Genomic DNA, 26,270 nt, shown 5'->3' on the forward strand with positions numbered 1-26,270 from the left:
CACGCTGTGACCGACGCGCACACACACTCGTGAGAATCCCCACCGAAGCCCGCGACGCTCTGTGACTTGTCCAGCCAGTGGGATGGAACATGTTCTTCACTATGGTTCCGGACCTACCGTCGAGTAACCGGCGCAGGGCCGCGCCGGCCAGGAAGGAGACGGTGGCATGGACGGCACGCAGCACATCGCAGAACGTCAGCGGGGTGTCGCGGATGTGCCGACTCGGCGCGTGACCGTCTACTTCGACGGCCCGACACCCGAGGACACGATCGTCCTCGAGTACGCGGCGACCAGCACCGAGGCGTGGGAGTTCACCACGGCGGCGCTGCACGCGGGACTCACCGTCACCGTCGACGGCAAGGTCCGGCCCGAGTTACGCAGGTTGCCCTGCCGTTCGCTGTGGCACTGAGCCCTCAGGGGTTGTCCAGCACGCTGTGCAGGAAGGCCAGCGTGTCCGGCAGCGAATCCCGCGCGGTCGCCAAGTGGTCGCCGGGGTAGACCACGACCTGCGGCTCGGCGCCGGCCAGCGTCAGCTCCGTGATCAGTCCGGCGCTCAGCGGCGCGGGCACGTCGCGATCGGTCAGGCCCTGGCCGATGAACAGCGGCACCGTGTGCCCCTCGGTCGGTATCCGCAGCATCGCGCGCGCCGCGGCGAGCAGCGCCGGATCCCACAGCGGCTTCGCCAGCATCTCGCCGATCGCGATGTCGCGCACGATGGCGTCGGCCTCGGTGACGCATTCCCGCTCGACCACGTCCAGAACTTGCCTGCCCACCGAGGTCAAATAGCCGTCCACGTCGAGCTCGGGCGCGGTCGCGCGCAGCCCCGCCATGATCGAGGCGAAATACGCGGTGGTCATCCGGAGCGGTAGCCGCGGCACCCAGGGCCCCATCAGCGGAGCGAGGTGCTCGAGATTCGACGGCGGGCCCGTGGCGGCCGCACCGCGCAGCCGCAGCTCCGGCGCGTCTTCCGGGGCGATGCGCGCGGTGAACAAGGCGGTCTGCCCGCCCTGGGACTGCCCGAGCACGGCCCACCGATCGCTCAGTTCCGGTACCACCGCACGCGCGGCCCGCACACCGTCGATCACGCTGCGCGCCTGCGAGGGTCCGTCGAGATACGGGTGGGTGCCGGGGGTACCCAGCCCGACGTAGTCGGAGAGGACCACGGCGTAGCCTGCGCGCAACAATTCCGGGTAGACGGTGTCGAGGTAGAGGCGGCGCGGCTGCAGCGTGAACGCGCAGTGGTCGGCGATCCCGACCGTGCCGTGCGCGTAGGCGACGATCGGCCAGCCGCCCGCCGGCGGCGCGCCGTGCGGCAGATAGATCGCGCCGCCGCTCCGCATCGGCCCGCGCGGACCGCGCGACCAATAGACCAGCCGCAGCGCGGCGCCCGCGTTCGCCACGGCGACCACGTCCGGTAGCGGGGCCACCTCCTCGACCGTTCCCGGCGCCTCCTCGGGGTTTGCCGAGCCGGTGCCGCCGGGCGCCGACACTGACACGACGACCCCGAGCAACCCCGCCATGACCAGTGCACGCTTCATCGACCGATGATTGCCGGATCGATGCCCGCGGGACAAGACACCACATTCGGTGTCCCGGTACGCGGTCGGGCGCGAGCTCTCGGCGAGGGCCGTCGCACCGCGCGCGATTACGCTCGACGGAGACGTCCGCGCCACGCGGACGCGACGGCGCCTCGGGAGGGGATCGATAGTGAGACTGCGGACGCGGACAGCACACGACCGGCGAACGCGCCTGGCGCGCGGGGCGGGGTTCGCGTTGCTGGTGTCCGTCGTGGTCGCCGGATGCGGGGCCGAGGAGGCCCCCACCGCGACGCCGTCCACCACGGTCTCGCGGACACCGTCCCCCACCACCTCCGCGACACCGACGCCCACGTCTCCGCCGATCGCGCGCACCGACCCCGCGACGCCCCTCGCGGCGCAGCCGACGGTCGATCCGTACGAAGGCATTCCGCTCGTCGACCACGTCGAGTGGACCGAGAACGTGGACGGCCGACGCCTGCTCGTCTTCCCCTCGGAGGCGGGCCGCCGCACCACCTACCCCGGTTCGGACGAGCGCGCTTGGCAGGAGGTGCTCGCCCACTCCCGCGCCGCCGACGCTCCCGGCATGCGCGACCAGTTCATCTGCCACTGGGACTGGGCGCGGCTGGTGCAGCCGAACAAGCCGAGCTGGAATCTCGAACCGTGGCGGCCCGCCGTCGGCTACCCCGCCACCGTGCAGGCCTCGTGCAACCCGGGCGGACCCGAACGCTGACGGTTCGCCCGCTATCGGAAAGGACACCCATGCGCATCGTGATCGCCGGTGGACACGGCAAGATCGCCCTGCTGCTCGCCGAAACGCTCGCCGCCGCAGGCCACTCCGTGACGAGCCTGATCCGCAACCCCGACCATGCCGAGGACGTCGCCGCCACCGGAGCGCGTCCCGTCGTGCTCGATCTGGAACGCACCGACCTGCCCGCGCTCGTCGACGCCCTCACCGGAGCCGATGCCGTCGTCTTCGCGGCGGGCGCGGGGCCCGGCAGCGGCGCGGCCCGCAAGAACACCGTCGACAAGGGCGGCTCGGTGCTGCTCGCCGACGCCGCCGAACAGGCGGGTGTGCGCCGTTTCGTCCAGATCTCCACCATGGGGGCCGGTCAGCCGCCCGCGCCTGGCACCGACGAGGTGTGGGCCGCCTATATAGCTGCCAAAACCCAAGCCGAGGACGATCTTCGGGCGCGCGATCTGGACTGGACCATCCTGCGCCCCGGCCGGTTGCTCGATACCGACGCCACCGGCCTGGTCACGCTGAGCCAGTATCCGATCGGTCGCGACAGCATTGCCCGCGCCGATGTCGCCGCCGTTCTAGCCGCCCTCCTGTCCGCTCCGAACACCGTGCGCACCACGCTCGCGCTCGTCGCGGGGGATACGCCACTGGCGGATGCAGTCTCCGCGATAGGTAGCTGATTGATTGCTGAATGGTTTGCGTCGCAGCGGATTCGACCGGGGTGATCCCAAAGTCGGTTCCGTCGGCCGAGTTATCCGCGCCCATACGAGCGCTTGTTTTCGCCACGATTTCGGAACGATTTTCGATGTCACCGATTCCGGGCTCGACACGGCCGACGCCCGTCGCCGGAATGATGACACTTCACTCCACTCGCAGACCGCGAACCGTCCGGTCTCGTCCGCCGCGCGCACGCAGGCCGCGCCGGAACGCCCACCTCGCCTCAGCGCGCGGTCTCCGACCTGGCCAGGCGCATACCTCGCCGCCCGAACCGGGCCGCGCGGGCCGAGGGAAACCCGGGCGCCGAGACGCCGATCCGATGAACCGTCCGGTCGGGACGGTCGGCGACACCAGCGGTAAGGGTGAAAAACCTTTTGTGCGAATACAATCGATCGTGCAGATGTACTTGCATCTGAAAGGCACGCGGACATAAACTCAGTTCCGCAAAGCTATATAGGGGACAACCAGGGGAGGCCGCGTGGGCGAACCGATGGCAAAGTCGCCGGAAGTTTGCTGCCGCCTACAGTCAGGGGCGTCTTATGGACCAGCCACTCATCGGCGGCCGGCTCGGGTTCGCCGAGGCCGCACTGGCCGACCAGCCAGCGAACGGTAGAACTATGAGCACATCGCCGGCCCGCAGCGGCCACCGAAACACCACATACTCGCGAGAAACGGCGGTCGCGTTCGTCATCGATGCCGTCGAGTCCACCGGCGCGGCCACCCGGAACGATTTCGACATCGATCGGATCGTCTCGACGGCGCACGCCATGGCGGACGACTGGGATCTGAAGGCGCTGCAACCGGCGACCTTCTGGCGGATCGCGTCCACCTTCATCAAGCAGTAGCCGATTCACCACGCGGCGCCGCAGCCGAACCACGCTGCGCGCCAATGAATCTCGCCTGTGACAACCCCGGCCGGACACCACCGTCGTCCGCGGGGCCCCGGCGCGCGACGCACATCGCGACCTTCCCGATCACTCCCCTCGCGTCATCCGGACGCTCACCCGGGCGGCCATCTCCCGCCTTCCCGCAGGCTCTCCATCGTTCGCGGCGGTTCGAGACCGCCGACTGTCCGAGCGGTCCGGGACGACCCACCACTCGGTGAGTGCACACGGCGGTCCGGATGAATACGCGGTCAATCATTTTCGGCGCGCACGCTGCCGCACGGGCAAGCGAAAAGAGACCGCTCGTAATCTTCAGTGCCTGCGCGTGATCACAGTTCGGCCGCGTACTTCGACAGCATGTCGATCGACTTCTGCGGCGGCAAGGCCTGGACGCTCAGGCGGTCCATCACCGAAAGGTAGAGCGCCAGGTCCTGCCTGCGGTCCAGGTACAGCGCGCTGGTCAGGTGCTCGAGGTACACGATGTCGGGTAGCTCGGGCTCGGCGAAGCGCAGGATGCTGAAGGAGCTGCCCGCGGCCGCGTGCTCGCCCGCCGAGTACGGCAGGACCTGAAGGGTGACATTCGGCAGAGCCGCCAGCGCGATGAGATGTTCCATCTGCTCGCGGAGCACATGCGGCCCGCCGACCGGGCGGTTCAGCGCGGCCTCGTCGATCACCGCCCAGACGATCGGCGGATCGGTGCGGTGCAGGATCTCCTGCCTGCGCTGGCGCACGGCCACTCGCCGATCGGTGTCGGCGTCGTCGTAGCCGAGAGCCAGTACGGCCCTTGCGTATTCGGGAGTCTGCAGCAGGCCGGGCACGAGATGCGCTTCGTAGGTGCGGATCTTGTTGGCCGCCTGCTCCAGGCCCAGATAAGTACCGAACCACGTCGGAAGCAGATCGTTGTAACGGTGCCACCAGCCGGGCTCGTTGGCCTGCCTGGCCAAAGCCAGGAACTGTTCGCGTTCTTCGGGATCGGCGACGCCGTAGAGGGTCAGCAGATCGCGGATGTCACGTTCTTTGAAGCCGGTGCGGCCCAACTCGAGACGACTGATCTTGGCGTGCGAACCGCGGATCGCCTCACCCGCGGCCTCGCGGGTGATGTTGCAACTCTCGCGTAGCTTGCGCAACTGCCCACCCAGGGCGATCCGGAGCACGGTCGGACCACGCTCCGCGACAACCGATTGCACGAGGCCGTCGTCGTTGGGTTCTGCGATCATGGAGTTCGTCTCCGATACTCGAGGTTGCCCACCAGTGTGTCACACACTTGTCGTTACGAGACACACCGCACCGACCGCAATGTTACCTTTCAGCTAGTCAAATCGTCGAATTCCCCGGCTTTCGCACCGCGGACGAACGCGTCGATCTCCGGACGGGTGTAGAACAGGATGGCACCCTCGGGGTCGCGCGAGTTACGTACGGCGACCAGGCCATTGGACACCTCCGCCACCTCGACGCAGTTGCCTCCGCTCGGTCCGCTGAACGAACTCTTGCGCCAGGCGCTGGTGATCTTGTGCGTGGTTGTACCCGACATTTCCCACTCCTCGGTTACTGCCAGTGTGAGGGACTTACGGCTCGAGCTTGCAGATGCACGCTCAAACGTTCTTGCATTTGCACCCGCATTCGGACGATAGCACGAAGTTCACCATGCGGCGCAGAATAATTCGGACCTACCGGTCGGCTTTGATGCCGATGATTCGCGGAGTCCTGTAAAGGCCCCGTTCACCTCGCGCATCCGGACCGCTCACGGCAACCGAATCTTGTACTGTCACAGAGCACATCGGATGACCGTCCATTCGCGACAACCGCGGAGCCGGACGCGCGCGGCGCGCCCCGCACATCGGTCAAGGGCGGCGGACATCCGGCCACGCACACATGTTCCAAGGAGTCTTACGCGATGCCCGAAGACCACAGCCCACTCATCCGGACCGACATTCCCCATTCCGCGCGAATCTGGAACTACTGGATGGGCGGTAAGGACTACTACGAAATCGACAGGATCGCCGGCGACGCGGGCATCGAGGTCGATCCCGACATCACCACCATGGCCGTGCAGTCGCGGCAGTTCCTCATCCGCGCGGTCCGCTTCCTGGCCGGCGAGGTCGGCATCCGTCAGTTCCTCGACATCGGCACCGGCCTGCCGACCATGCAGAACACCCACGAGGTCGCGCAGAGCGTGGCGCCGGACTCGAAAATCGTTTACGTGGACAACGATCCGCTGGTGCTGACGCACGCGCGGGCGCTGCTGACCAGCACGACGCCGGAGGGCGTTACGACGTACGTGGATTGCGATTTCCACGACACCGAGCAGATCGTCGCCGACGCGCGCAACGTGCTCAACTTCAACAAGCCGATCGGCGTCATGTTCATGGGCGTGCTCGGCCACGCCAAGTCCTACGACGAGCTGCTGCGCATCGTCCACACGGTGCTCGACGCCGTCCCGTCGGGCAGCTACCTGGTGATGTGGGACGGCACCGACGACAGCAAGGAATACGTAACCCTCTGCGAGAACTACACCGGGACCGGTGGCGTTCCGTACGTGCCGCGGCCGCAGGCGCAGATCAAGGCCGTCTTCGACGGATTGGAGATGGTGGAGCCCGGCTTCACCTCCATCACCCAGTGGCGCGCCCAGAATGCCGAGGTCGGCGAGATCCGGCCCATTTCCGCGTACGGCGCCGTCGCACGGAAACCCTGACGCCACACAACGCGAATATCGACGCGTCCGCGAAAAGTCCGGCGGCACCGGAAATAGCGTGACGCGTCATCGAGAACGTGTGCCGCGCCGAATAATTCCTGACACGTCAGGAAAAGGATCGGGCACGTCTGGAAAGAGGCTGTGCCGCAACGGCGGCCGCCGATCGGTTCGGCGGCCGCCGTTTTACATACCTGGTGGTCGTTCGTGCAAATGTACTTGCATCTGCAAGGTACGCGGTTCTAAACTCGGGCAGTAGATAGCGGGGAGGCGCCAAGGGAGTTCGCGCCGGCGTCGCCAGACAATCGCCTCCCCATTGCCAGACGCGAGGGGCGGTCGACATGAGTCAGCCATTTCGAACTCCCCACCGGGACTTCCTTCTCGGAGGCACCGGTGTCGAGACCTTGCGGCCACGCGCCGTGAGCGAAGTGTCCACCGCCGATTGCGGCGCCGAACCCGGTGGCCTCACCTACCGCAGAGCGCGCGAGATCTTGCACGTCCACGAGGTGCACGGCCCGCAGTGCAGGCAATGGCTCGCGGCCGCGGCGTACCTGTCCGCCGGTCTCGACGACGAGTAGTCGCACCCCGATATTCTTCCGGCGCAGCTCTTTTCGCGCAGCGTTCACGCCTCGGGCGCGTCACCGTAGACGACCAGCCAGATGGCCCGCCCCAAGGACTCGGCAAGCGCGGCGTCGGTGACGACCGAGTTCGCGGCGAAGGCGGCGGTGATCGATCGCTCGACCATGGCGGTCAGCACCAACGCCGTCGCGGTCGAATCGACGGCCGGATCGATCCGGCCCGCGGCGCGATCCGCCTCGAGCCGAGTACGCACCACGTCCACGAAGGCCGCAACCCGACCGCTCCAGTACCGCCCAACATCCCGGTCGTAGGCGGCGACTTCGCTCAGCGCCAGCAGCAGATACCGATGTTCCCGGAAGCCCGCGATCATGCTGCCGATCGCGCCCACCACCCCCGCCCGGTGGTCGCCGTGGTCGCCGCGCCACCACGTCTCCGCCGCGTCGAACAGGTCCGCGGTGGCCAGCTCGGCCATTCTGATCAGTAGCCGACTCTTGTCCGGAAAGTAGCGGTAGAAGGTCGATCTCGCCGCGCCCGAGGCGGCCGCGATCTCGCGCACCGCGATCTCGGTGTAGGGCGTCCCGTCGGCGAGCAGTTCCTCGACGGCGCGCAGGACGCGCCGCTCGAACTCCGTTCGCCGGTCGTCGACCGGCTTGCGCGCGTGCTTCGGGGCTCTCGTCAGCGACGGCATCCGCCACCCGGGCGCCGCCGCGATCGTTCGCTGGAGGGATTCACGAATTCCATTCTGCCGTGCGGGCGTTGACACCGGGGCGCGCCGAGCCGCACCATCGATCGGACACTGTGTCCGAGACGTTGTGACCGAGGTGGTTCGAAAATGCCTGGCGCTCCTGCCATCCCGGTCGAGGACACCGAGGTCGTCGTGGTGGGCGCCCGCTGCGCCGGCTCGGCGACGGCCGCCGCGTTCGCACGGGCCGGCGTGCGGGTCGTGCTGTTGGAGGCCTCGCGATTTCCCTCGGACACGCTCTCCACGCACCTGTTGTGGCCCGGCGGTGTCGCGGAATTGGCCCGTCTCGGCGCGCTCGATCGCGTCACCGCCCTGGGCGCGCCGCCGCTGCGTACCGCCTACGCGGCGGGCGCGGGTCACACCATCCGCTCGCCGTTCGCGCCGGTCGACGGCATCGACTACGCGCTGTGCGTGCGCCGCACCGGGCTGGACGCCGCGCTCGCCGCCACCGCGGTGGAAGCGGGCGCGGACTTGCGTGAGGGTGCGCGTGTCGGCGAATTGCTCTGGCGCGGAGAACGATGCGCGGGTGTCAGGTACGCCGACGCCTCCGGTACCCGCGAACTGCGCGCCGCCCTCGTGGTCGGCGCCGACGGACGGCGCAGCACCGTGGCCCGGCTGGCAGGGGCGGCCCGTCCCCGGTTGTCCGCGCCGAGCGGCCGCGACTGCTACTTCGCCTACTGGCGCGACACCTCGGGCGGATGGCGCGAGGTGGCCGCGCAGTGGCGCGACGGACCCGATCTCGGCACCGCCTTTCCCTGCGACAACGGACTGCTGCTCGCCCTGGTGCAACCTCCGTCGAGCGCGGAACGTCCTGGTCGCAGCGGCGCCGAACGACGCTATCGCGAAGCGATCGAACGGATTCCGGGGCTGGCGGACCGGCTCGCGGGGTGCGAGCGGGTCGGGCGCGTCCGCTCCGCGACCGGATTGGTCTCCTACTTCCGCCGATCCAGCGGCCCGGGCTGGGCGTTGCCCGGCGACGCGGGACATTTCAAGGATCCGGTGACGGCTCAGGGCATTCGCGACGCGCTGCACTACGGCCGACGGCTCGGCGAACTCGCCGCCCCGATGCTGCACGACCCGGACCGGCTGGACGCGACGCTGCGCGCCTGGGAGTCCCAGCGCCTCGCCGACTGTCTCGACATCTATCAGTGGACCAACCGGCTGGCTCGCGCGGCGGCCATGAGTCCCTTGGAGATTCAGCTCTACCGCCGCGCCACGAGCGACCCGGAGCTGGCGCGGGCGGTCACCGCGATCTTCTCGCGAACGAGGGATCCGAAGGACGTCTTCACCCCCGCGCTCGCGGCCGCGCTCGCCCTCGGCGCGCTGCGCGACGCCTGGCCATCGGTCGGTCCGGTGCTGACCCATCTCCTGCACGAGGCACGCGACACCGCCGCCGACTGGTGGCAGTCGCGCGCGCACGACGCTCTCGCTCCCGCCACCGCCGCCTGCTCAGGAGATCGACATGCGTGACACACGACCGCCTTCCGGCCTTCCGCTCACTCGCCGCGAGGTACTGCGCGGCGCCGTGGCCGCGGGTGTCGGCCTTGCCGCGACCGCTTCGACAGCCACCGCCGCTCCGGGAACGAAGCGGACGCCCGCGCCAGGCCGATCGGTGGCGATCTTCGGCGGTGGCGTCGCAGGCTTGTCCGCGGCCCACGAGCTCGCCGAACGCGGATACCAGGTCACCGTGTACGAACCCGCGTTTCTCGGCGGCAAGGCGCGCAGCATGGGCGTGCCGGGCACGGGCAAGGGCGGACGCTTGGATCTGCCCGGCGAGCACGGCTTTCGCTTCTTTCCCGGCTGCTACCAGAACATCCCGGACACCATGCGGCGCATTCCGTTTCCCGGGAACCACGACGGCGTCGCGGGCAACCTGATCCGAGTGGAGGGCACGGTCGCCGGGTTTCGCGGGCGCCCACCGATTTTCGTACCCGTCGAGCTCGGGGCGATCGATCAGTTGACGCCGCAGCGCTTGCAGAACACGATCGTCGGCGCGTTCGGCTTCGTCCCCGAACTGCCGCCCTGGGAGCTGGCGTTCTTCGCCAAGCAGATGACCGTGTGGTTCACCTCCTGCGCCGAGCGGCGCTACGGGCAGTGGGAGTACGTCACCTGGGAACAGATCCTGCACGCGGAGGGCAAGTCGCCCGCCTATCGCGACTACCTGGTCAACGCGCTCACCCGGATCACCGTCGCCGCCAAACCGCACGTCAGCTCGGCGCGCACCATCGGAACGATCGGCGAGGCGCTGGTGCTTGCCGCGACAGGGGCGATTCCGCAATACGCCGCGGGCATCGACCGCATCCTGAACCGGCCGAGCAACGAGGCGTGGATCGATCCGTGGGTCGGCTATTTGCGCTCGCTCGGCGTCCGTTTCGTCATGAACCGGGGCGCGAGTGCGCTGGAACTGCGTGGCGGGCGCATTGTTTCGGCGACCGTACGCGGTGTGAACGGCGCCGCCGAGACCGTCACAGCGGACTGGTACGTCTGCGCCATGCCGGTGGAGCGTACCCTTCCGCTGCTCAGTGATCGGATCCTCGAGGCCGATCCGCGACTGGCGGGCATGCACCAGCTGCACACCGACTGGATGGTCGGCATCCAGTACTACCTCACCCGCCCGACCGAACTGCCGGAAGGCCATATCGCCGCGCTCGGTTCGCCGTGGGCGCTCACCGCGTTGCGCCAAGCGCCCATGTGGGTGGGCGATTTCGCCGCGCGCTACGGCGACGGCGCGGTGCGCGAATGCCTTTCGGTGGACATCTCCGACTGGGACTCCCCCGGCGTGCTCTACGGTCGACCGGCCAAGGAGTGCGGCCGCGAGGAGATCGCCGCGGAAGTGTGGGCGCAACTGAAGGAATGGCTCAACACCGCGACGGGCTGGCTGCGCGACGAGGACGTGCACTCCTGGCACCTCGATCCCGGAATCACCTGGCGCGGTGGCGCGATCGACAATGCGACACCTTTGCTGGTCAACACCGTCGGCTCCTACGACCACCGACCCGACGCGCACTGCGCCGTGCCCAATCTGTTCTTCGGCGGCGACCATGTGCGCAGCAACATCGATCTGGCGACCATGGAGGGCGCCAACGAATCCGGCCGCGCGGCGGCCAACGCCATCATGGACGCCGCCGACGACCCCGGTCCGCGCGCGCCGATCTTCCCGCTGGTCTCGCTGCCGATCTTCGATCAGGCCAAACGCATCGATGCCGAGCGCTACCGCGCGGGCCTGCCTCACGTGCTGGACGGCTGAGGGTCCTCACCGGCGACCCACACCGGGCATTCCGGCGAAGAAGATCTCGAACACCTTCGGCGGGTTCGTGTTCAGGCGGGCGCTGGTCGACGGGACGTATGGCGACCCCTCGGCGGTATCGGTCACGACGTAGTTCGCGTGCGCGCCCGGCATGCGCTGTTCGATGCCGGAACAGTCCGGACCGCCGGTCGCGTTGACCTTCGGCAGGTCCTCCGGATACTGGTACGGCTCCGAGGCAGGCAGGAAGTTGGCGTTGAACACCGCCCCCGGCACCATGCCGCCGAATATCGTCTCGGCCAACGGCATCACCGAGGCGATGCCGACGATCACACAGCGCAGCGCGGCGCGATACTCGTTCAGCAGCGCGCTCCCCGGGCGCAGCAGCCGGACCGCCGTCGCCAGTGGCTGCTCGCTCTCGGTGAGGACCGCGCGGGTGGTCTCAGCCAAACCCACCACGTTGAGCAGCATTTCGTCCAGGTCCGCGGCCCGGTCCACGATCGTCGCGCCGGTCACGGTCGCGTTGTCGATCGTGCGCAGCAACTCCCCCGCGCTGTCGGCGTAGAGGTCGGTGACCTCGGCGGTGGCGGCCATGTCGCGGCCGAGCTGAGGAAGACTCGGATTCAGTTGGCGCAGCGTGACATCCGCGCGTGCCAGCAGATCACCGAGCAGCTCGCCGCGACCCTGCAACGCGGCGCTCAGCGCGGCCAGCGTCGCGTTCAGCTGTCCCGGTTCGACTTTCGCGAGCACCGTGGCGAGCCGCTGGAACAGCGTGTTGAACTCGACGGTGACCGATTCCGCCCTGACCAGCGTCCCCGGCGTCAGCGAGCGCCGCGACGGTGCGGCGGGCGGCACGAAGTGCACGTACTTGGCGCCGAAGACCGTCGTCGAGCGAATGTCGACCATGGCGTTCTCCGGGACCATCCGCAGCAGCTCCGGATCCAGCTCCAGCCGCAGCCGCACCCGGTCGGCGTGCGGTTCCACGGCCGCGACGCGCCCGATCTCGACGCCGCGCATCCGCACCGCGGCGTCCGGATCGAGCACCAGACCCGAGCGTGGCGCGTCGACGAGCACCGTCGCGGTCGACTCGAAGCGGCCCGCGTACATCGACATGGCGAGCAGCGCCACCGCCACGATCACCGAAAGGAACGCCAGCCCGGCGAGTTTGAGCCGCACCATCGCCCAGGTGGCCAACAGGATCGGAAAGCGCCCCCGCGAGGACTGTTGCCGTGCGTCCACTCTTCACCCCTTCGAGAGGGCCCTGCGCGCGATCACGCGACCGCGAATCCCTTGCTCGCGTCCGGTCGACAGTAGTACTGTCCAGACACGTGTCCAGCATATGTCTGGACAGGTATCTGTGGAAGGATTTCCGATGACTCTGGTGAAACCACAGCGCGTCTCCGGCGGCGAGCACGAGCACGGACATCTCGAGGAGTTCCGCTCCGACCCGATCGCGCTGATGCGCCGGGTGCGCGCCGAGTGCGGTGACATCGGCGCCTTCGAACTCGCGGGCAAGCAGGTCATCCTGCTCTCCGGGGCGGAAGCCAACGAATTCTTCTTCCGAGCCGGCGACGAGGATCTCGACCAGGGCGCGGCCTATCCGTTCATGAAGCCGATCTTCGGCGAGGGGGTGGTCTTCGACGCCAGCCCGGAGCGCCGCAAGGAGATGCTGCACAACCAGGCGCTGCGCGCCGAGCACATGCGCGGACACGCGGCAACGATCGCCGCCGAGGTCGAGCGGATGCTGGCGCGCTGGGGCGACGAGGGCGAGGTCGATCTGCTCGACTTCTTCGCCGAGCTGACCATCTACACATCCTCGGCCTGCCTGATCGGCGTGAAGTTCCGCAATGAGCTCGACGGCAGATTCGCGCACCTCTATCACGAACTCGAGCGCGGCACCGACGCCTTGGCCTACGTGGACCCCTACGCGCCGATCGAGAGCTTCCGCCGCAGGGACGAGGCCCGCGTCGCGCTCGTCGAGCTGGTGCAGGGGATCATGGACAAGCGCGCCGCCCGTCCCGCCGCCGACCGCGGCGAACGCGACATGCTCGACGTGCTGGTCTCGGTGCCCGGCGAGAACGGCGCACCGCGCTTCAGCGCCAGCGAGATCACCGGCATCTTCATCTCGATGATGTTCGCCGGTCACCACACCACCTCCGGCACCGCGGCGTGGACGGTCATCGAACTGTTGCGCCACCCCGAACTGCTGGACAGCGTCGTCACCGAGCTCGACGAGCTGTACGCGGACGGCTCGCCGGTGAGTTTCAATGCGCTGCGCCAGATTCCGCGCCTCGAGGCGGTGCTGAAGGAGACACTGCGACTGCATCCGCCGCTGATCATCCTGATGCGCGTCGCCAGGGGGGATTTCGAGGTGTGCGGGTACCACATCGCCGACGGTGACCACGTGGCCGCCACACCCGCCATCTCCAACCGGCTGCCCGAGGACTTCCCCGATCCGGACGCCTTCGACCCCGGCCGCTATCTCGACCCGAACCAAGAGGACATCGTCAACCGCTGGACGTGGATCCCGTTCGGCGCGGGAAGGCACCGCTGTGTCGGGGCCGCGTTCGCGCTCATGCAGCTCAAGGCGATCTTCTCGATCCTGTTGCGGGACTGGGAGTTCGAGATGGCGCAGCCCTCGGACAGCTACCGCAACGACCACTCGAAGATGGTGGTGCAGCTGGAACAGCCCTGCCGGGTCCGCTACCGCAGGCGCCGTCCTCGACAGGGCAGTTGAAAGCCCGGGCCGTTCGGACCGGATCTCCGACGGACACGCTCGAACGGCCGCGACGGCGAGTCGCGGCCGTTCGAGTGCCGCCGTCTCAGTCGTAGCGGACCTGCCAGCTCTTGACGCCGTTGATCCAGCCCGACCGCAACCGCACCGGATCCGAGACCTGGCGCAGGTTCGGCATGGCGTCGGCGATCGCGTTGAACATGAGGTCGATCTCCAGCCGGGCCAGGTTCGCGCCGACGCAATAGTGCGCGCCCGTTCCGCCGAAGCCGACGTGCGGATTCGGATCGCGCAGGATGTCGAACGCGAACGGGTCGGTGAAGCCGTCTTCGTCGAAATTGGCCGAGCTGTAGAACAATCCGAGCCGTTGCCCGGCGCGGATGCGCTGCCCGCCGAGCACCACGTCCTCGGTGGCGGTGCGCTGGAAGGCCGTCACCGGAGTGGCCCATCGGACGATCTCGTCGGGCGCGGTCCGCGGCCGGCTCGCGCGATAGGTCTCCCACTGCTCCGGGTTGTCCACGAAGGCCTTCATGCCGTGCGTGATCGCGTTGCGCGTTGTCTCGTTGCCCGCGACCGCGAGCAGGATGACGAAGAAGCCGAATTCGTCGGAGGCCAGCGCCTCGCCGTCGACGTCGGCGTGCACCAGTTCGGAGACGATGTCGTGTACCGGGCACGCGCGGCGCTGCTCGGCCATGGTCCATGCGTAGCCGAGGATTTCGGCCGACGCGGTAGTCGGGTCGCCGTACTCGGGATCGTCGTAGTTGAGCATCTGGTTCGACCAGTCGAAGACCTTGCGCCGATCGTCCTGTGGCACACCGAGGAGTTCGGCGATCGCCTGCAACGGCAGCTCGCAGGCCACCTGCTGGACGAAATCGCCGCCGCCCGTTCGCTTGGCGGCGTGCACGATGCGCTCGGCGCGTTCGGTCAGCGCGGCGCGCAGGCTCTCGACCGCGCGCGGGGTGAATCCTTTGGAGACGATCCGGCGGATCTTGGAGTGTTTGGGCGGGTCCATGTTGACCAGCAGTGCGCCCGTGAGGTCCATCTGTTCCGCGGTGATGTCACCCGGCAGCCGGATGATGGCGCCTTTGCGCTGGGAGGAGTACAGCTCCGGATGGCGCGAGACCTCCTTGACGTCCGCCAGCTTGCTCACCACCCAGTAGCCGCCGTCGCGGAATCCGCCCGAGGTGTCGTCGGACTGGGCGTTCCACCACACCGGCGCGGTGCGGCGCAGCAGCGCGAATTCCTCGACGGGGCTGCGGTTCTGCCAGAGTGCGGGATCGGTGAAGTCGAAACCCGCGGGCAACGACGGTGCGGTCATGTCTACCTCCTGGAATGGAATGCCCTGCGGTACAGAGCGACCCGGTTCAGCCGGTCGCTCGTCGGCCGTCACACCACGGTGAGCGGCAGCGGTTTCCCGCGGTCGGTGAACGCGAAGTCCGCGCCGGTGCTGAATCGGGTGATGGCCACTTCGGCGGCCTCGCGGAACGGTTCGTCGGCGAGTCCGAAATCCACGGTCAGCGCACCGTCGTCGCCGTCGACGGCCGTGGCGAACCAGCGCGGGTTCACCGCCCGAGCCAGCGCGTCCAGCGGCGCGAGGTGCTCGGGGTCGAGCAGCGCGGGCCACGCGCCGTCGGAACTCGCGCCGCTGTCCTGTGGAATACGCAGGCGCACAGTGTCGTTCGCGCTGTCGATGGTGATGCCCGTGTAGGGCAACGGGTTCAGCGCCGGGTGCGCAGCCAGCACGGTGGCGAGGGCGTCCGCGTCGTCGCCGAGCCGCAGGCAGCGCCGGATGCGGTCCGCGGTGAGTCCGGCGACCCCGGTGAACTGTTTGCGCACGATCGCCGCCGCGGTCGGCCCGTCGGTCTTGGCCCGTACGGCGACCAGGAAGCCGAGGGTCAGCAGGTGGTGCTGGAGGCACACCTCCTCGGCCATCCGCACCAGCGCCGAGTGCGAGAAGTCCGCGAAACGCAGGTCGCTCAGCAGCGGTCCGGCGTAGTCGGATCGGCCGTCCTCCGTGGGATCGATGGGCGCCAATTCGGTTCGCGCGGCGGCGGACTCGGCGACCAAGGCCGCGTCGCGCGGCACCGGCGGCGGTTCGTTGGCCGGGTCGATGGTGACCCGCCAGGCGCAGACCGGCTTGCGGTCGGCGGGCCGCCGCGGCGGGCGGTGCACGGGGCGCACCTGCGCGTGCGGGTTCGTCGCCAGCGCGGTCGCGTCGAAGGTGGGGTCCTCGATGTCGTGGCACATCGACACCACGAAGTCCTCGCCCATCGGCTCGACATCGGCCAGCGCGCCGCAGTGGTCGAGCCAGAATTCGCCGTGCTCGTGGTCGTCCACCCGGAAGCGGAAGTCCATGAACTGCGGCGGCGCGCCGATGTCGAGCTGCAATCCCTTGAAGATCGTCGCCACGCCGTCGCCCGCGAAGCCGAACGCCCGCTGCATCCTGCGCGTGTAGACCGGGCTGGCCAGCCGCCACTCCTCGATGGCTACCTCCGCCATGCCGGTCCTGCCGAACGCGGCGATGGAGTGCGCCATGCCGGAACGGTCGATGAGGTGCCCGCACAACAGCAGTTCGGGCACCAGCGCGGCCAGCGTCGGCCGGTCGAACCGCGTGTAGCGGCTGGGTATCTCGCTCATCGCCGTCACCACAGCGAGGCGGGCGCTTCGCCGACCCCGTACCAGCCGGGCAGCGGCGTGCCGGAGGTCGAGCGGGCGATGCGCTGCTGCATACCGGGGGTCAGCGCGTTGTTCGTGATCATCTCCAGGAACAGCGCCGAGACGTTGCCGAAGTCGAAGAAGTCGCGCTGCCAGGACCATTGGAAGTCGCCGCCGTAGCGGAACCAGCTGCCGCCGATGCCCTCCGGGCTGTACGGGCGACCGTCGGGGCGTCGCGCGTCGGCGACCTGCTTCCAGAAGCCGATCACGGTGCCGCTGCGGTCGTCGACGACGAACTCCTGGTACGGGTAGGTCCAGCCCTCCAGGCCCGACATCTCCTGTCCCAGCGCGATATCCCGGATCTCGTCGCGCCCGACCGCCATGAATTCCTGGGTCGGGCCGTAGTTCCAGCCGTATGTCGCGTCCACGGTGTACATCTGCGCGAGCGGCTTCCAGTCGCCTTTCTCCTCGCAGCGCTGGTTCTCGACGATCCAGCGGCGGACCATCTCGTCGAGCTCGGCGCGGTCGTAAGCGGCCATCAGTGTGCACCTTTCGCGGCGTCGTCGGTCTCGCCGTCGTCGGCGAGAGAAAGAGCCCTTGTCGGGCAGTAGCGGATCGCGCCGGCGACCGCCTCGCGCAGTTCCGGGTCCGGGCTCGGCTCGAGAATCTCCACCTGGCCGCGTTTGGGCACGGCGAAGACGGTGGGCGCCTCGGACTGGCAGACGGCGTGGCCCTGGCACAGGTCGAGGTCGACGGAGATCTTCACGGCGCCCTCCCCTCGCCGGGCGCGGACACCCTGGCTGTCATCACACACCTCGATTTCGAGAACGGGTTCGCCAGGACCGTTTCGACGGATACAACCGTTGAGACAGATACCTGGACACGTGTCTGGACGGTACCACCGCGACCGGCGGCCAACAACGGTTTCCGAACAAGACGACCCGGCGCTGCCACCCGACCCACACGGAAGGTCCCGCCGCCGAAGACACGGTGAGCCCACCGCCGAATCGGATTTCCGCGTGACAGGACTGCCGTCGGGCGCCGGGACGCAGAGCAAGTCTCGGCGGGATCGGATCCCCCGTGACCGCCGACCGAGACAGTTGGCCGCACAAGATCACGACGTGTTGTCAAAACCGTTATCGCACAGCGATGTTCGCGCATCTGTACTTGCATCTGTAGCGAACACGGACCTACACTCGGCGCGAAAACAGAGGAGATTCACCGAGCCCGTGTCAGCGTTGCCACGAGGACTCCTCGCTACCGCCCGAAGGTCTTTCACATGGATCAGTCGCTACATCGTTCCCGCCGACTCGGCGTCGCCGATATCGCCGCCGTCTACGGCACCGAGGCTGTGCACCGACGAATCGCCCAGCTGCGCGCCTGCGGACAGCACTACGCCGCGGTGGCGATAGAACGCGAGATCCACAGTGCCGCAACGGAAGACGGGGCCGAATAGGCTCCGATTCCGGAGCGGACGACGGCACGGGCGGACGACTCGGCCGCCGCACAGGGGTCGGTCGGCGAAGGTATCGCTCCGGCGACGACAGGCTTCCCGTGCCCGCGAGCCCGAGAATCGAAACGTGCCCGCTTCACAGATCCGCCGACACTCTGCGGCGGGACGCGGCGACCCGGGGGGCTCACCCATCGGCGCGATCGCGTGCCGACCGTCTGATACACCGACGCTGCCGCGGGCCCGGTTCGCCCACGGGAGCGCCGATTCCGCGGAACTGCCCGTTCCGAAGCTTGCATTCGGAACTGTGCACAACGGTGCTGCGATGCAACGTATCTCACCGAACACTCGCCCTGCCCATAACCGTTTCGTATAGTGATGCAACGATTCGGGCGCAGTTCTATTTCGTCCGATGTGGCACTGGAGCACTACGTATGACCTTCACCGCGCTGGATCTGTCCGCCGACACGTCCGCCACGGCGCTCGAAATAGGCGGACAGCCGGCGTCGGTGCCACTGCAGAACACCGATGGCGTCGCCTCGCGCATGGTGGGGTACTTCGCGACCTGCGTCGCGCCGTGCCGCACGCTGCCCGGTGAGCAGATGCGCGGCGACGTCACCAAGGTGACGCGCTTCTGCCTCGCGCTCGCGGCCGAGATGTTCGACCGCCGGATGGTGCCCGACGACGCCCAGCTCGGCGAGGTCAGGGAGGCCGCGGCGCAATGGGCGCGCGAGGCGGTCCCGCTCGGCACCATCCTGCGCGCCTACCACGAAGGTCTCCGCATCGCCTTCGGCCTGGTCACCGAGGGCGCCAAGGCAGACGACGTGGACGAGGTGATCGTCGCGACCGATCTGATGCTCGAACTGCTCGAGGTCATCACGGCCGCGGTCTCCGACGCCTACGTCGACGAGCAGCATCTGGTCGCCCGCGAGCACCAGACCGCGGCGCAGACGCTGGCCTCCGCCCTGCTCAGCGGTCGCGGCAGTTCCGCACTCGCGAGGCAGGCGGGCATCCCCATCGCGGAGGCATACCAGGTGGTGGCGCTCTCGGTGCCGGAGCATCCGGACGAGCGCGACCCGCGGGTCGACGCGCGGGTCGCCGCACGGCGCAAGCTACGCCGGCTACAGTCCGCGCTGGCCAGCGCCTTCCGCTCGCGCGCGCTCGCTCTGCTGTCCACCAAGGGCGGCACGCTGCTGGTTCCGCTCGGCGAGGACGTCCCCGCGCTCACCGCCGAGGTGCTCGACACGCTCTCCGAGGGCGCCGAGGTGCCGCTCACCGCCACCGTCGTCGTCGGCGACACCGATCGCATCCCGGATTCCGCCGAGCAGGCCCACGAACTGTTGAACCTGGTCCGGGTCGGCGGCCGCGCGGCAGGGCTCTATCAGATGGCCGACCTGGCCGTGGAGTACCAGCTCACCCGCGGCGGACCGGCCGCCCGGCGGATCGCCACCATCCTGGACCCGCTCGACGCGCACCCCGAGCTGTTCGACACCATGCGCGCGTACCTGGGCAACGACATGAACCGGCAGCTCACCGCGCGCCAGCTGTACGTGCACCCCAACACCGTCGACTACCGCCTGCGCCGCATCGCGCAGCTGACCACCATCGACCTCGCCACCTCGGCGGGCATCTCGCAGGCGGCCATCGCCTTGCTGGCCAGGGACCTCGATCGCAGCGTGGCCCGGCGCTTATAGACGGGAAGTACGCCCGGTAAATCTCGCGGGCGCAACGATGCGGATTCGTGCTGGTCACCCGTTCCGGAACTTGCGATCCTGGAACCCCGTGAGTCTGGATGGTGAAAAGTATGCGAATCGCGGAGATCTTGCGCAGGAAAGGTAGCGACGTCGCCACGGTTCCGCCCGACACGACGGTGCGGAGCCTGCTGGCCACTTTGGCCGAGCACAATATCGGCGCGGTGGTGGTGTCCCCCGACGGCATGCGGATCGCGGGCATCGTCTCCGAGCGCGATGTGGTGCGCCGCCTGCACGAGCTCGGCGCGGACCTGCTGGACACGCCCGTCGCGGACATCATGACCGTCGAGGTCCGCACGTGCGTTCCCGACGACCACGTCGACAGTTTGCGCCGGGTCATGACGGACCACCGGATCCGGCATCTGCCTGTCGTGCGCGACGACCGGCTGATCGGCATCGTCAGCATCGGCGATGTGGTCAAGAGCGCGATCTCCGAGCTCGCGACCGAACGCCAGCACCTGGTCGACTATCTCCAGGGCCGGTACTGAACCCGCGCGTTACAGCGCGGTCAGGTCGCCGAGGTCGGCGGACAGCCACCGCTCGGGTCGCATGTACACCGCGACCTGCTCGCCGTACGCCTCGGCGGCTTTCAGGTAGGCGTCGACCTTGTCCGGCGGCAGATAGCGGGCGACCATCTCGCGGTGCAGTTCGTCGGTCATCGGCGTGACCCGGGTGACGGGCCCTTCCACGCTGACGTAGCGCACCGTCGGCTCGAGCCGCTGCACCATCAGGCTGAAGCGGCCCGCCTTCCTGATGCACCGCATCTTCTCCGACTCCGGGCCGGTCAGCACCCACGCCTCCGCGCCGGGCGCGTACTGGTACCAAATCGGCACGTTCAGCGGACCGCGATCCGGGCCCGCCGCGACGGCCAACGCCGCGATGTGCGGCTCCGCGAGAAATTGCTGACGCTCCTCTTGGCTCAGTGGCATGCGTTTCAGGCTAGCGCGTGAAAGACGTTGTCCACCTGAAACCTTCGATCACCCCGGGGAAAGTGCGTATCGTTGGGTGGTGTCCAGGGCATCGGCGTGAAGGGAGCGTCACGTTGCGGTCACCCGCGCCAGGCTCGCACTTCACCCGCTCCCCGGTCGTACGCCACTCCCCCGCTCACCGGTTCCCCGCTTCGTCACCGCCCCGCACCGACACCGTCCACGACGACACGATCCGCGCGCTGTTTCCCGCGCTGGCGGAATCGTCCGAGGTCTATCTGGACAGCGCGGCGACCACGCAGAAGCCGCTGCCCGTCATCGAGACGATTCACCGCTATCACTCCTCCCGCACCGCCAACGCCGGGCGCGGCGCCTACGCCTGGTCGACCGAACTGACCGCGCAATTGGCCGACGTGCGCGCCCGCGCCGCGGCGTTCCTCGGCGCCGAACATGCCGACGAGGTGGTCTTCACCGCTGGCGCCACCGCCGCGCTCAACGCGGTCGCCCTGTCCTGGGGCTTGGCCGAACTCGCCGACGGCGACGAAATCCTCTACAACCCGCGCGATCACGCCTCCGCCGTGCATCCCTGGCACCACCTGCGCCAAGTGCTCGCCCGGTTCGGCCGCCGCATCGAGCTGGTCCCCTACCGGACCACCGAACTCGGCGAGGCCGACACCGCCGACATCCTCGGCAAGCTCACCCCGCGCACCAGGCTGATCGTCACCAGCCACCTGCACCACGTCTTCGGCGCGGTGACCACGCTGGAAGAACTGCGCGGACGGATCGATCCGTCGGTCCTGCTGTGCTTCGACTGCAGTCAGAGCGGCGGGCACCTGCCGGTCGACGTCACCGAGCTCGGCGCCGATTTCGCGGTGTTCGCCGCGCACAAGATGCTCGGCGCACCCGGAGTCGGAATCCTGTACTGCCACCGGCGAATTCACGATCGGCTGCTACCCTTCCTGCCCGGCGGGAACTCGGGGGTTCGGCTCACCGAGTCGGGGCTGGTCGGCACGGCGATGCCCGACCTGCTCGAGGGCGGCACCCACAACATCCCCGGCATCCTGGCGCTCGGCAGCGCGCTGGACGTGCTCGAGTCCTTCGGCATCGAGGCCATCGCCGCGCACAACCGCGCGCTCACCCTGCGGCTGATCGAGGGATTGCGGGCGGCGCCGGGGCTGGAGTTCCTGCCCGGTCCCGCCCACGCGCCGTGCGCTACGGGCTACGGCATCGTCTCCTTCCGCATCGCCGGAATCAGCGCCGCCGACGTGGGTTTCGTGCTCGGCGAGCTGGGCTTCCTGGTGCGCACCGGCCTGCACTGCACGCCCTCGGCAGGCCAGGGCGACGACGACCTGGACTCGGTGCGGGTCAGCACGCACATCTACAACACCCTCGACGAGATCGACCGGTTCACCGCCTGCGTCACGACGATTGCCGAGGAGGTCACGTGAACACCGACACCCCGCGCTACGACCGCAGGGCGGCGTCCCGGGTCCTCGCCGGACTCGCCCAGCAAGGGCTGTTCGGCGACGTCCCGGTGCCGCCCGATCCGCGCCGCATCGAATTCACCTGTGCCGCACTGCGTCCGGAAGCCAACAGCCACCTCACCTATTCGCAGCGGCTGTACCTGGAGCGGTTCATGCGGCCCTGCCGCCCGAACCAGGTGACCACCGCGACCCACCGCATCGCGTGGACCGACAGCGACGGCATCCCCAACACCGGACACTACCGCGCCGACGGCCTCGGCCCGCTCGTGCCGATCGCGGTGCGCGAGACCGTCCTCGCGCTGTGGCACGCGCTGCGGGCCGATACCGCGCTGGTACGCCGCGTCGAGGAACTCGGCAGCCGGGAGCGCGCCGTGCTGGTTGGCACAACGACCGATCACGAACCACTGGAGATCTTCCGCGTCGGCATCGAGGCGACCGGCCGCGCGCTCGCCCAGCACGCGCTGCTCGCGCGCCAGACGCCGTATCGCGACCCGATCGAATTCGCCACGGGCATGCGGGATTCGGGCCTGTTCGCGGCGGTCGCGACGCGCTGGTTCTGGGAGTTGCAGGCCTCCACCTACCGGCGCGGGATGATCCCGGTGACGCTGGCGACCCAGCCCGACGGCACCGTGCGCTACACCGCCGAATCGGTGGCCACGCTGCGCGCCATGAAGGACGCCACCATCGCCGACGCGCACACCGTGATGCGGCGCGCGACCACGGTCGAGGGTCTGAGCGTCGAGGACGCGATCGCCAAGTACCACGAGGATCTCGACCTCATCTCCCGCCAGTACGCGCTGCTGCCGCCCGGCACCCGCCCGGCCTGCCTCGCCGCGATGCCGCATCAGCTCGACGGCGCGCACTACAGCCTGCTGCCCCTCGTGGTCGACCGTTTCGTCGCGGTGTTCACCGAAATCGTGGCGAGCTGCCGCCCAGTGGAGGTCGCCGCCGCGCTGGACGAGCGCACGGCCGACGATCCGGTGACGGCCGAGGACCGCGTCTTCTATGTACCGGATATGACCTGCAAGCACTGTGTCCGCACGATCACCGGCGTGCTGGAGTCGATGGGGCTCGTGGTCGCCGAGGTGGACCTGATCAGCAAGCGCGTGGTCGCCGAGTTCCGCAGCCCGCGCAATCGGGCGCGCGCCTTCGAGGCGCTGCGCGACGGCGGGTACAACCCGGTCGCCGAGAAGCCGGACCCGGTCGACGCCGAAATCAGCGCGCAGCCTTCGGAATCCGCGGTATGACGGCGCCGCTACCGGCGCTACCCGCGAAGATCCATCCGCTGGTTCGCGCCTTCCTCGACGCCCGCGACGCCTTGGACGAGACGCTGAGCCGATTCGGGTCTCCGGTGCATCTCGTCTTCCCCCAGGTCTTCGCGGAGAACCTGAGCGACTTGCGCGCCGTGCTGGACCGGCAGCTGCCCAGGTATCGAATCTGCTACGCGCACAAGGCCAATCAGTCCCGCGCCTTCGTACGCACGGCCGAGCACGCCGGCATCGCCGTCGACGTGGCCTCGCCGCAGGAACTGGCCAGCGCGATCGGCGCCGGATTCGGGCCGACGCGAATCGAGGTGACCGGCCCGAAGGGTGAGGCGTTCCTGCGCGATCTGATCGACCGCGGCGCGACGATCAACGTGGACAATCTCTGGGAGTTGGGCCGGATCACCGAACTCGCCGGTGATCGCGCCGAAGTGCCGGTGCTGCTTCGCGTCTCCGGCTTTCCGGGGTCGCCACTGAGTCGCTTCGGGGTGCCACTGAGCCACGTCGATCGCGCGCTCGATCTGCTCGGCGCCCAGCGCGGTCGAATCTCGTTCCTCGGCTTCGCTTTCCACATCGACAGTGGTGAGAACGCCGAACGGGTGCGCGCGATCGACGCCTGCTTGACGCTGGTCGAGCAGGCCTACGCGCACGGCTTGTCCCCCAGCGTGCTGGACTTGGGCGGCGGCCTGCGCCAGGTGTTCACCGCCGACGCCGACCGGTTCGACGGCTACGTCCGCGCGCTGCGCGAGTCACTTCTCGGCCGCGGCGAGCCGATGAGCTGGGGTGACAACACCTTCGGCTACCACGTCGAGGGCGGGGCGGTGCACGGCACTCCGGTGTTCCACAAGTACGCCAACACGATTCCGGCCACCGGGATGCTCGCCGACCTGCTGACCTCGCCCCTGGAACGGCAAGGCGGACGCACGGTAGCCCAGGTCGCAGCGGACAATCTGCTCGATCTCTGGCTCGAGCCGGGCAAGGCCCTCGTCGACCACGCCGGGGTGACGGTGGCGCGGGTCGTGTTCGTCAAGGAACTCGGGGACGGCACGCTGCTGGTGAACGTCGACCTCAGCCGCGACGCGGTGACGCCGGCCGATCAGGAGGTGATGGTCGATCCGATCGTGCTGCCCGGCGCGGCGCGCGACGGTGTCCCGCCCCAGTGGTCAGGCGACGGCGCGATCAACCCGCCGCGTTCGGCGGCCGACACTGCCCTCGCGCGCGAAACCGGGCCGGTGGGAGTGTTTTTCGCCGGACGACTGTGCCTCGAGCGCGACCTGATCACCAACCACAAGGTGTGGCTGGCGACTCGTCCGAAGTCGGGGGATCTGGTCGTCTTCCCGAACACCGCCGCCTACCACATGGACCTCTCGGCGGCCTCGGCCTCGATGCAGCCACCGCCGCCGAAACTGGCTGTGGCCCAGCGAGGGAGCGGTTTCGAAGTGTGTCGCGACATCGACTACGAACCGCACGTTCCGGCGGATCCGCTGTCGGCGCGACGGCCCGCGCCGGTGCCGCGGGAAGCCGAGGCGCTCTGATGCGCTACGACCACATCACCGAGCTGATCGGCAATACGCCGCTGCTGCGCCTCGATCCCGCGGTCCACGGGCTCGAGCACGTCGAGCTGTACGCGAAACTGGAGTCGTACAACCCGTTCGGCTCGGTCAAGGACCGGGTCGCCTGGGGCATGATCCGAGACGACCTGGATGCGATCACCGCCGCCGGGCAGACCCTGATCGAGGCGTCCAGCGGCAACACCGCCAAGGCGCTGCGGGTGCTCGGCGGACTCTCGGGCGTCGGGCTGCGCGCGGTGACCAATCGGATCAAGGTCGCCGAGGTGCGCGATCTGCTGCGACTGCTCGGCACCGACATCGTCGAGCTGCCAGGGCTTTCCGAGTGCCCTGACCCGACGACGCCGAACGACGTGTATTCGGTGATCGAGTCGACCATGGCGAAAGAGCCCGGCGCCTACCATCATCCGTCGCAGTACACCAACGAGAAGAACGTCGAGGCACACTGCCTGGGGACCGGACGCGAGATCCACGAAGACCTGGCGGCCGACGGCATCCCCCGGGTGGACTACCTCGTGGGAGGGCTCGGCACCACCGGGTCCACCAGGGGCGCGGCGACCTACCTGCGCAAGCACAATCCCGAATTGCGCACGATCGCCGTGGTTTCCGAGCGCTCGGACTTCATCCCCGGCATTCGCTCGGAGACCGAGATGTGGGACGTCGGGCTGTTCCAGCCGGACTTCTACGACCGCATCGTCACCGTGGCATCCGGCGACGCCGTCGACGCGACGCTGCGGCTGGCCACCGGATACGGCGTGCTGGCCGGGCCGACGAGCGGCGCGGCCTACGCGGCGGCCCTGGAAACCCTTGCCGGGCTTGACCTCTCGGCGCGCGACGCGAGCGATCCGGTGGTCGCGGTCCTCATCGTCTGCGATCGGCTCGAGCCCTACCTCTCCTACATCAAGAAGCGCAGGCCGGACCTGTTCGACCGGCCGGACCGGCGCAGGGAACCGACGGCCGCCGAACTCGATGCCACGCCACGGCTCTCGCCCGCCGAACTCGCGGAACTGGACCGCACCGGACGTCCCACCATCGTCGACACCCGGGGCGCGATGGCCTATCGCATCGGGCACGTCCCCGGGGCGGTGAACATCCGCGACGATCAGCTCGAGGACATGCTCGGCCAAGGGGTCCCGTTCCCCCGCTCGCGGCCGGTGGTGTTCGTGTGCCCGGTCGGCGAGGTCTCGCTGCGCTTCGCCGCGCTCGCCCGGCACGCCGGATACGACGCGGCGAGCCTGGAGGGCGGCATCGTGCGCTGGCGCGACGCGGGGATGACGCTGGAAAGCGGGGCCTGAACGGCCGATGTCCGGT

26 protein-coding genes are annotated in these 26,270 nt (G+C 68.8%); 16 read left to right on the plus strand and 10 right to left on the minus strand.

Annotation, left to right across the window (positions count from 1 at the left end; genetic code table 11):
• The first annotated feature begins 166 nt into the window (after positions 1 to 166).
• Entirely contained in the window at positions 167 to 409 is a 243-nt protein-coding gene (locus NAM01S_RS01745; RefSeq protein ID WP_067778215.1) for a hypothetical protein, read from the plus strand.
• A gap of 4 nt (positions 410 to 413) precedes the next feature.
• Here the strand turns inward: NAM01S_RS01745 and NAM01S_RS01750 are convergent, their stop codons facing one another.
• The gene (locus NAM01S_RS01750) at positions 414 to 1,538 is read right to left on the minus strand and encodes a lipase family protein (protein WP_067778216.1); all 1,125 of its coding nucleotides are present in this window, start codon (positions 1,536 to 1,538) and stop codon (positions 414 to 416) included.
• 241 nt (positions 1,539 to 1,779) lie between these two features.
• Between NAM01S_RS01750 and NAM01S_RS01755 the strand changes: the two genes are divergently transcribed.
• The 3 genes from NAM01S_RS01755 (at position 1,780) to NAM01S_RS01765 (ending at position 3,839) form a co-directional block, all read left to right on the plus strand.
• Entirely contained in the window at positions 1,780 to 2,268 is a 489-nt protein-coding gene (locus tag NAM01S_RS01755) for a DUF2599 domain-containing protein (protein WP_253798112.1), read from the plus strand.
• Between the two features lie 29 nt (positions 2,269 to 2,297).
• Positions 2,298 to 2,957: an SDR family oxidoreductase gene (locus NAM01S_RS01760; RefSeq protein ID WP_067778217.1), complete on the plus strand. Its 660-nt coding sequence runs from the start codon at positions 2,298 to 2,300 to the stop codon at positions 2,955 to 2,957.
• A 576-nt stretch (positions 2,958 to 3,533) separates the two neighbouring features.
• A complete protein-coding gene (locus NAM01S_RS01765; protein WP_084482269.1) occupies positions 3,534 to 3,839 on the plus strand; it encodes a hypothetical protein in 306 nt (101 codons plus the stop codon).
• 368 nt (positions 3,840 to 4,207) lie between these two features.
• Here the strand turns inward: NAM01S_RS01765 and NAM01S_RS01770 are convergent, their stop codons facing one another.
• Positions 4,208 to 5,095: a Sco1979 family transcriptional regulator gene (locus tag NAM01S_RS01770; protein ID WP_067778218.1), complete on the minus strand. Its 888-nt coding sequence runs from the start codon at positions 5,093 to 5,095 to the stop codon at positions 4,208 to 4,210.
• A gap of 89 nt (positions 5,096 to 5,184) precedes the next feature.
• A complete protein-coding gene (locus NAM01S_RS01775; protein ID WP_067778219.1) occupies positions 5,185 to 5,409 on the minus strand; it encodes a DUF397 domain-containing protein in 225 nt (74 codons plus the stop codon).
• A 363-nt stretch (positions 5,410 to 5,772) separates the two neighbouring features.
• Here NAM01S_RS01775 and NAM01S_RS01780 point away from each other — a divergent pair, with 363 nt between their 5' ends.
• Positions 5,773 to 6,570 (plus strand): SAM-dependent methyltransferase, encoded by a 798-nt coding sequence (locus tag NAM01S_RS01780; RefSeq protein WP_067778220.1) that lies wholly within the window; start codon positions 5,773 to 5,775, stop codon positions 6,568 to 6,570.
• Positions 6,571 to 6,908: 338 nt separating this feature from the next.
• Positions 6,909 to 7,145, plus strand: a complete 237-nt coding sequence (locus NAM01S_RS01785) for a hypothetical protein (RefSeq protein ID WP_067778221.1) — start codon at positions 6,909 to 6,911, stop codon at positions 7,143 to 7,145.
• A gap of 44 nt (positions 7,146 to 7,189) precedes the next feature.
• Here NAM01S_RS01785 and NAM01S_RS01790 read toward each other — a convergent pair whose 3' ends face one another.
• Positions 7,190 to 7,834, minus strand: coding sequence for a TetR/AcrR family transcriptional regulator (locus NAM01S_RS01790; RefSeq protein ID WP_067778222.1), 645 nt, complete (start codon positions 7,832 to 7,834; stop codon positions 7,190 to 7,192).
• A gap of 144 nt (positions 7,835 to 7,978) precedes the next feature.
• Here NAM01S_RS01790 and NAM01S_RS01795 point away from each other — a divergent pair, with 144 nt between their 5' ends.
• Positions 7,979 to 9,358 carry an NAD(P)/FAD-dependent oxidoreductase gene (locus tag NAM01S_RS01795; protein ID WP_067778223.1) on the plus strand — a complete coding sequence of 460 codons (1,380 nt, stop codon included), beginning with the start codon at positions 7,979 to 7,981 and terminating at the stop codon, positions 9,356 to 9,358.
• On the plus strand, positions 9,351 to 11,135 hold the full coding sequence (locus tag NAM01S_RS01800; protein ID WP_067778224.1) for a hydroxysqualene dehydroxylase: 1,785 nt from the start codon (positions 9,351 to 9,353) through the stop codon (positions 11,133 to 11,135). Before NAM01S_RS01795 ends, NAM01S_RS01800 begins: the two co-directional genes overlap by 8 nt.
• A 6-nt stretch (positions 11,136 to 11,141) precedes the next feature.
• Here NAM01S_RS01800 and NAM01S_RS01805 read toward each other — a convergent pair whose 3' ends face one another.
• Complete coding sequence (locus tag NAM01S_RS01805) at positions 11,142 to 12,311, minus strand: MCE family protein (protein ID WP_067778225.1); 1,170 nt, start codon at positions 12,309 to 12,311, stop codon at positions 11,142 to 11,144.
• A 193-nt stretch (positions 12,312 to 12,504) separates the two neighbouring features.
• Here NAM01S_RS01805 and cyp51 point away from each other — a divergent pair, with 193 nt between their 5' ends.
• Entirely contained in the window at positions 12,505 to 13,869 is a 1,365-nt protein-coding gene (cyp51, locus tag NAM01S_RS01810; protein ID WP_067778226.1) for a lanosterol 14-alpha demethylase, read from the plus strand.
• 85 nt (positions 13,870 to 13,954) lie between these two features.
• Here the strand turns inward: cyp51 and NAM01S_RS01815 are convergent, their stop codons facing one another.
• The 4 genes from NAM01S_RS01815 to NAM01S_RS01830 all read right to left on the minus strand — a co-directional run bounded on the left by NAM01S_RS01815 (position 13,955) and on the right by NAM01S_RS01830 (position 17,284).
• On the minus strand, positions 13,955 to 15,181 hold the full coding sequence (locus tag NAM01S_RS01815; RefSeq protein WP_067778227.1) for a cytochrome P450: 1,227 nt from the start codon (positions 15,179 to 15,181) through the stop codon (positions 13,955 to 13,957).
• 68 nt (positions 15,182 to 15,249) lie between these two features.
• Positions 15,250 to 16,500, minus strand: coding sequence for a hypothetical protein (locus NAM01S_RS01820; RefSeq protein ID WP_067778371.1), 1,251 nt, complete (start codon positions 16,498 to 16,500; stop codon positions 15,250 to 15,252).
• A 5-nt stretch (positions 16,501 to 16,505) separates the two neighbouring features.
• Entirely contained in the window at positions 16,506 to 17,057 is a 552-nt protein-coding gene (locus NAM01S_RS01825; RefSeq protein ID WP_067778228.1) for a Cif family virulence factor, read from the minus strand.
• The gene (locus tag NAM01S_RS01830) at positions 17,057 to 17,284 is read right to left on the minus strand and encodes a ferredoxin (protein ID WP_067778229.1); all 228 of its coding nucleotides are present in this window, start codon (positions 17,282 to 17,284) and stop codon (positions 17,057 to 17,059) included. The genes NAM01S_RS01825 and NAM01S_RS01830 overlap by 1 nt, the downstream gene beginning before the upstream one ends.
• A gap of 513 nt (positions 17,285 to 17,797) precedes the next feature.
• Here NAM01S_RS01830 and NAM01S_RS34665 point away from each other — a divergent pair.
• The 3 genes from NAM01S_RS34665 to NAM01S_RS01840 all read left to right on the plus strand — a co-directional run bounded on the left by NAM01S_RS34665 (position 17,798) and on the right by NAM01S_RS01840 (position 20,207).
• Entirely contained in the window at positions 17,798 to 17,974 is a 177-nt protein-coding gene (locus NAM01S_RS34665; RefSeq protein ID WP_157107540.1) for a hypothetical protein, read from the plus strand.
• A gap of 428 nt (positions 17,975 to 18,402) precedes the next feature.
• Complete coding sequence (locus tag NAM01S_RS01835) at positions 18,403 to 19,662, plus strand: PucR family transcriptional regulator (RefSeq protein WP_084482271.1); 1,260 nt, start codon at positions 18,403 to 18,405, stop codon at positions 19,660 to 19,662.
• Positions 19,663 to 19,772: 110 nt separating this feature from the next.
• Positions 19,773 to 20,207, plus strand: a complete 435-nt coding sequence (locus tag NAM01S_RS01840) for a CBS domain-containing protein (protein ID WP_067778230.1) — start codon at positions 19,773 to 19,775, stop codon at positions 20,205 to 20,207.
• A 9-nt stretch (positions 20,208 to 20,216) separates the two neighbouring features.
• Here NAM01S_RS01840 and NAM01S_RS01845 read toward each other — a convergent pair whose 3' ends face one another.
• On the minus strand, positions 20,217 to 20,648 hold the full coding sequence (locus tag NAM01S_RS01845) for a pyridoxamine 5'-phosphate oxidase family protein (RefSeq protein WP_067778231.1): 432 nt from the start codon (positions 20,646 to 20,648) through the stop codon (positions 20,217 to 20,219).
• Positions 20,649 to 20,761: 113 nt separating this feature from the next.
• Between NAM01S_RS01845 and NAM01S_RS01850 the strand changes: the two genes are divergently transcribed.
• From NAM01S_RS01850 to NAM01S_RS01865, 4 genes are read left to right on the plus strand one after another with little or no spacing between them, the layout of a single operon-like run.
• Positions 20,762 to 22,093, plus strand: a complete 1,332-nt coding sequence (locus NAM01S_RS01850) for an aminotransferase class V-fold PLP-dependent enzyme (protein WP_084482273.1) — start codon at positions 20,762 to 20,764, stop codon at positions 22,091 to 22,093.
• Positions 22,090 to 23,376 (plus strand): heavy-metal-associated domain-containing protein, encoded by a 1,287-nt coding sequence (locus NAM01S_RS01855; protein WP_067778232.1) that lies wholly within the window; start codon positions 22,090 to 22,092, stop codon positions 23,374 to 23,376. The genes NAM01S_RS01850 and NAM01S_RS01855 overlap by 4 nt, the downstream gene beginning before the upstream one ends.
• Positions 23,373 to 24,926 carry a type III PLP-dependent enzyme domain-containing protein gene (locus tag NAM01S_RS01860; protein ID WP_067778233.1) on the plus strand — a complete coding sequence of 518 codons (1,554 nt, stop codon included), beginning with the start codon at positions 23,373 to 23,375 and terminating at the stop codon, positions 24,924 to 24,926. The genes NAM01S_RS01855 and NAM01S_RS01860 overlap by 4 nt, the downstream gene beginning before the upstream one ends.
• Positions 24,926 to 26,254, plus strand: coding sequence for a pyridoxal-phosphate dependent enzyme (locus tag NAM01S_RS01865; RefSeq protein WP_067778234.1), 1,329 nt, complete (start codon positions 24,926 to 24,928; stop codon positions 26,252 to 26,254). The genes NAM01S_RS01860 and NAM01S_RS01865 overlap by 1 nt, the downstream gene beginning before the upstream one ends.
• The last annotated feature ends 16 nt before the right edge of the window (positions 26,255 to 26,270 follow it).

It is taken from the genome of Nocardia amikacinitolerans NBRC 108937, assembly GCF_001612615.1.
Classification (GTDB): Bacteria; Actinomycetota; Actinomycetes; order Mycobacteriales; family Mycobacteriaceae; genus Nocardia; species Nocardia amikacinitolerans.

Excerpts from the sequence above, each read along its gene's own strand:
- NAM01S_RS01825 (WP_067778228.1), bottom strand. The coding sequence starts at position 17,057 with ATGGCCGCTTACGACCGCGCCGAGCTCGACGAGATGGTCCGCCGCTGG.
- NAM01S_RS01815 (WP_067778227.1), bottom strand. The coding sequence starts at position 15,181 with ATGACCGCACCGTCGTTGCCCGCGGGTTTCGACTTCACCGATCCCGCA.
- NAM01S_RS01845 (WP_067778231.1), bottom strand. The coding sequence starts at position 20,648 with ATGCCACTGAGCCAAGAGGAGCGTCAGCAATTTCTCGCGGAGCCGCAC.
- NAM01S_RS01775 (WP_067778219.1), bottom strand. The coding sequence starts at position 5,409 with ATGTCGGGTACAACCACGCACAAGATCACCAGCGCCTGGCGCAAGAGT.
- NAM01S_RS01785 (WP_067778221.1), top strand. The coding sequence starts at position 6,909 with ATGAGTCAGCCATTTCGAACTCCCCACCGGGACTTCCTTCTCGGAGGC.
- NAM01S_RS01805 (WP_067778225.1), bottom strand. The coding sequence starts at position 12,311 with ATGGTGCGGCTCAAACTCGCCGGGCTGGCGTTCCTTTCGGTGATCGTG.
- NAM01S_RS01865 (WP_067778234.1), top strand. The coding sequence starts at position 24,926 with ATGCGCTACGACCACATCACCGAGCTGATCGGCAATACGCCGCTGCTG.
- NAM01S_RS01790 (WP_067778222.1), bottom strand. The coding sequence starts at position 7,834 with ATGCCGTCGCTGACGAGAGCCCCGAAGCACGCGCGCAAGCCGGTCGAC.
- NAM01S_RS34665 (WP_157107540.1), top strand. The coding sequence starts at position 17,798 with ATGGATCAGTCGCTACATCGTTCCCGCCGACTCGGCGTCGCCGATATC.
- NAM01S_RS01750 (WP_067778216.1), bottom strand. The coding sequence starts at position 1,538 with ATGAAGCGTGCACTGGTCATGGCGGGGTTGCTCGGGGTCGTCGTGTCA.
- NAM01S_RS01860 (WP_067778233.1), top strand. The coding sequence starts at position 23,373 with ATGACGGCGCCGCTACCGGCGCTACCCGCGAAGATCCATCCGCTGGTT.
- NAM01S_RS01800 (WP_067778224.1), top strand. The coding sequence starts at position 9,351 with ATGCGTGACACACGACCGCCTTCCGGCCTTCCGCTCACTCGCCGCGAG.
- cyp51 (WP_067778226.1), top strand. The coding sequence starts at position 12,505 with ATGACTCTGGTGAAACCACAGCGCGTCTCCGGCGGCGAGCACGAGCAC.
- NAM01S_RS01745 (WP_067778215.1), top strand. The coding sequence starts at position 167 with ATGGACGGCACGCAGCACATCGCAGAACGTCAGCGGGGTGTCGCGGAT.
- NAM01S_RS01780 (WP_067778220.1), top strand. The coding sequence starts at position 5,773 with ATGCCCGAAGACCACAGCCCACTCATCCGGACCGACATTCCCCATTCC.
- NAM01S_RS01795 (WP_067778223.1), top strand. The coding sequence starts at position 7,979 with ATGCCTGGCGCTCCTGCCATCCCGGTCGAGGACACCGAGGTCGTCGTG.
- NAM01S_RS01840 (WP_067778230.1), top strand. The coding sequence starts at position 19,773 with ATGCGAATCGCGGAGATCTTGCGCAGGAAAGGTAGCGACGTCGCCACG.
- NAM01S_RS01835 (WP_084482271.1), top strand. The coding sequence starts at position 18,403 with ATGACCTTCACCGCGCTGGATCTGTCCGCCGACACGTCCGCCACGGCG.
- NAM01S_RS01765 (WP_084482269.1), top strand. The coding sequence starts at position 3,534 with ATGGACCAGCCACTCATCGGCGGCCGGCTCGGGTTCGCCGAGGCCGCA.
- NAM01S_RS01760 (WP_067778217.1), top strand. The coding sequence starts at position 2,298 with ATGCGCATCGTGATCGCCGGTGGACACGGCAAGATCGCCCTGCTGCTC.
- NAM01S_RS01820 (WP_067778371.1), bottom strand. The coding sequence starts at position 16,500 with ATGAGCGAGATACCCAGCCGCTACACGCGGTTCGACCGGCCGACGCTG.
- NAM01S_RS01770 (WP_067778218.1), bottom strand. The coding sequence starts at position 5,095 with ATGATCGCAGAACCCAACGACGACGGCCTCGTGCAATCGGTTGTCGCG.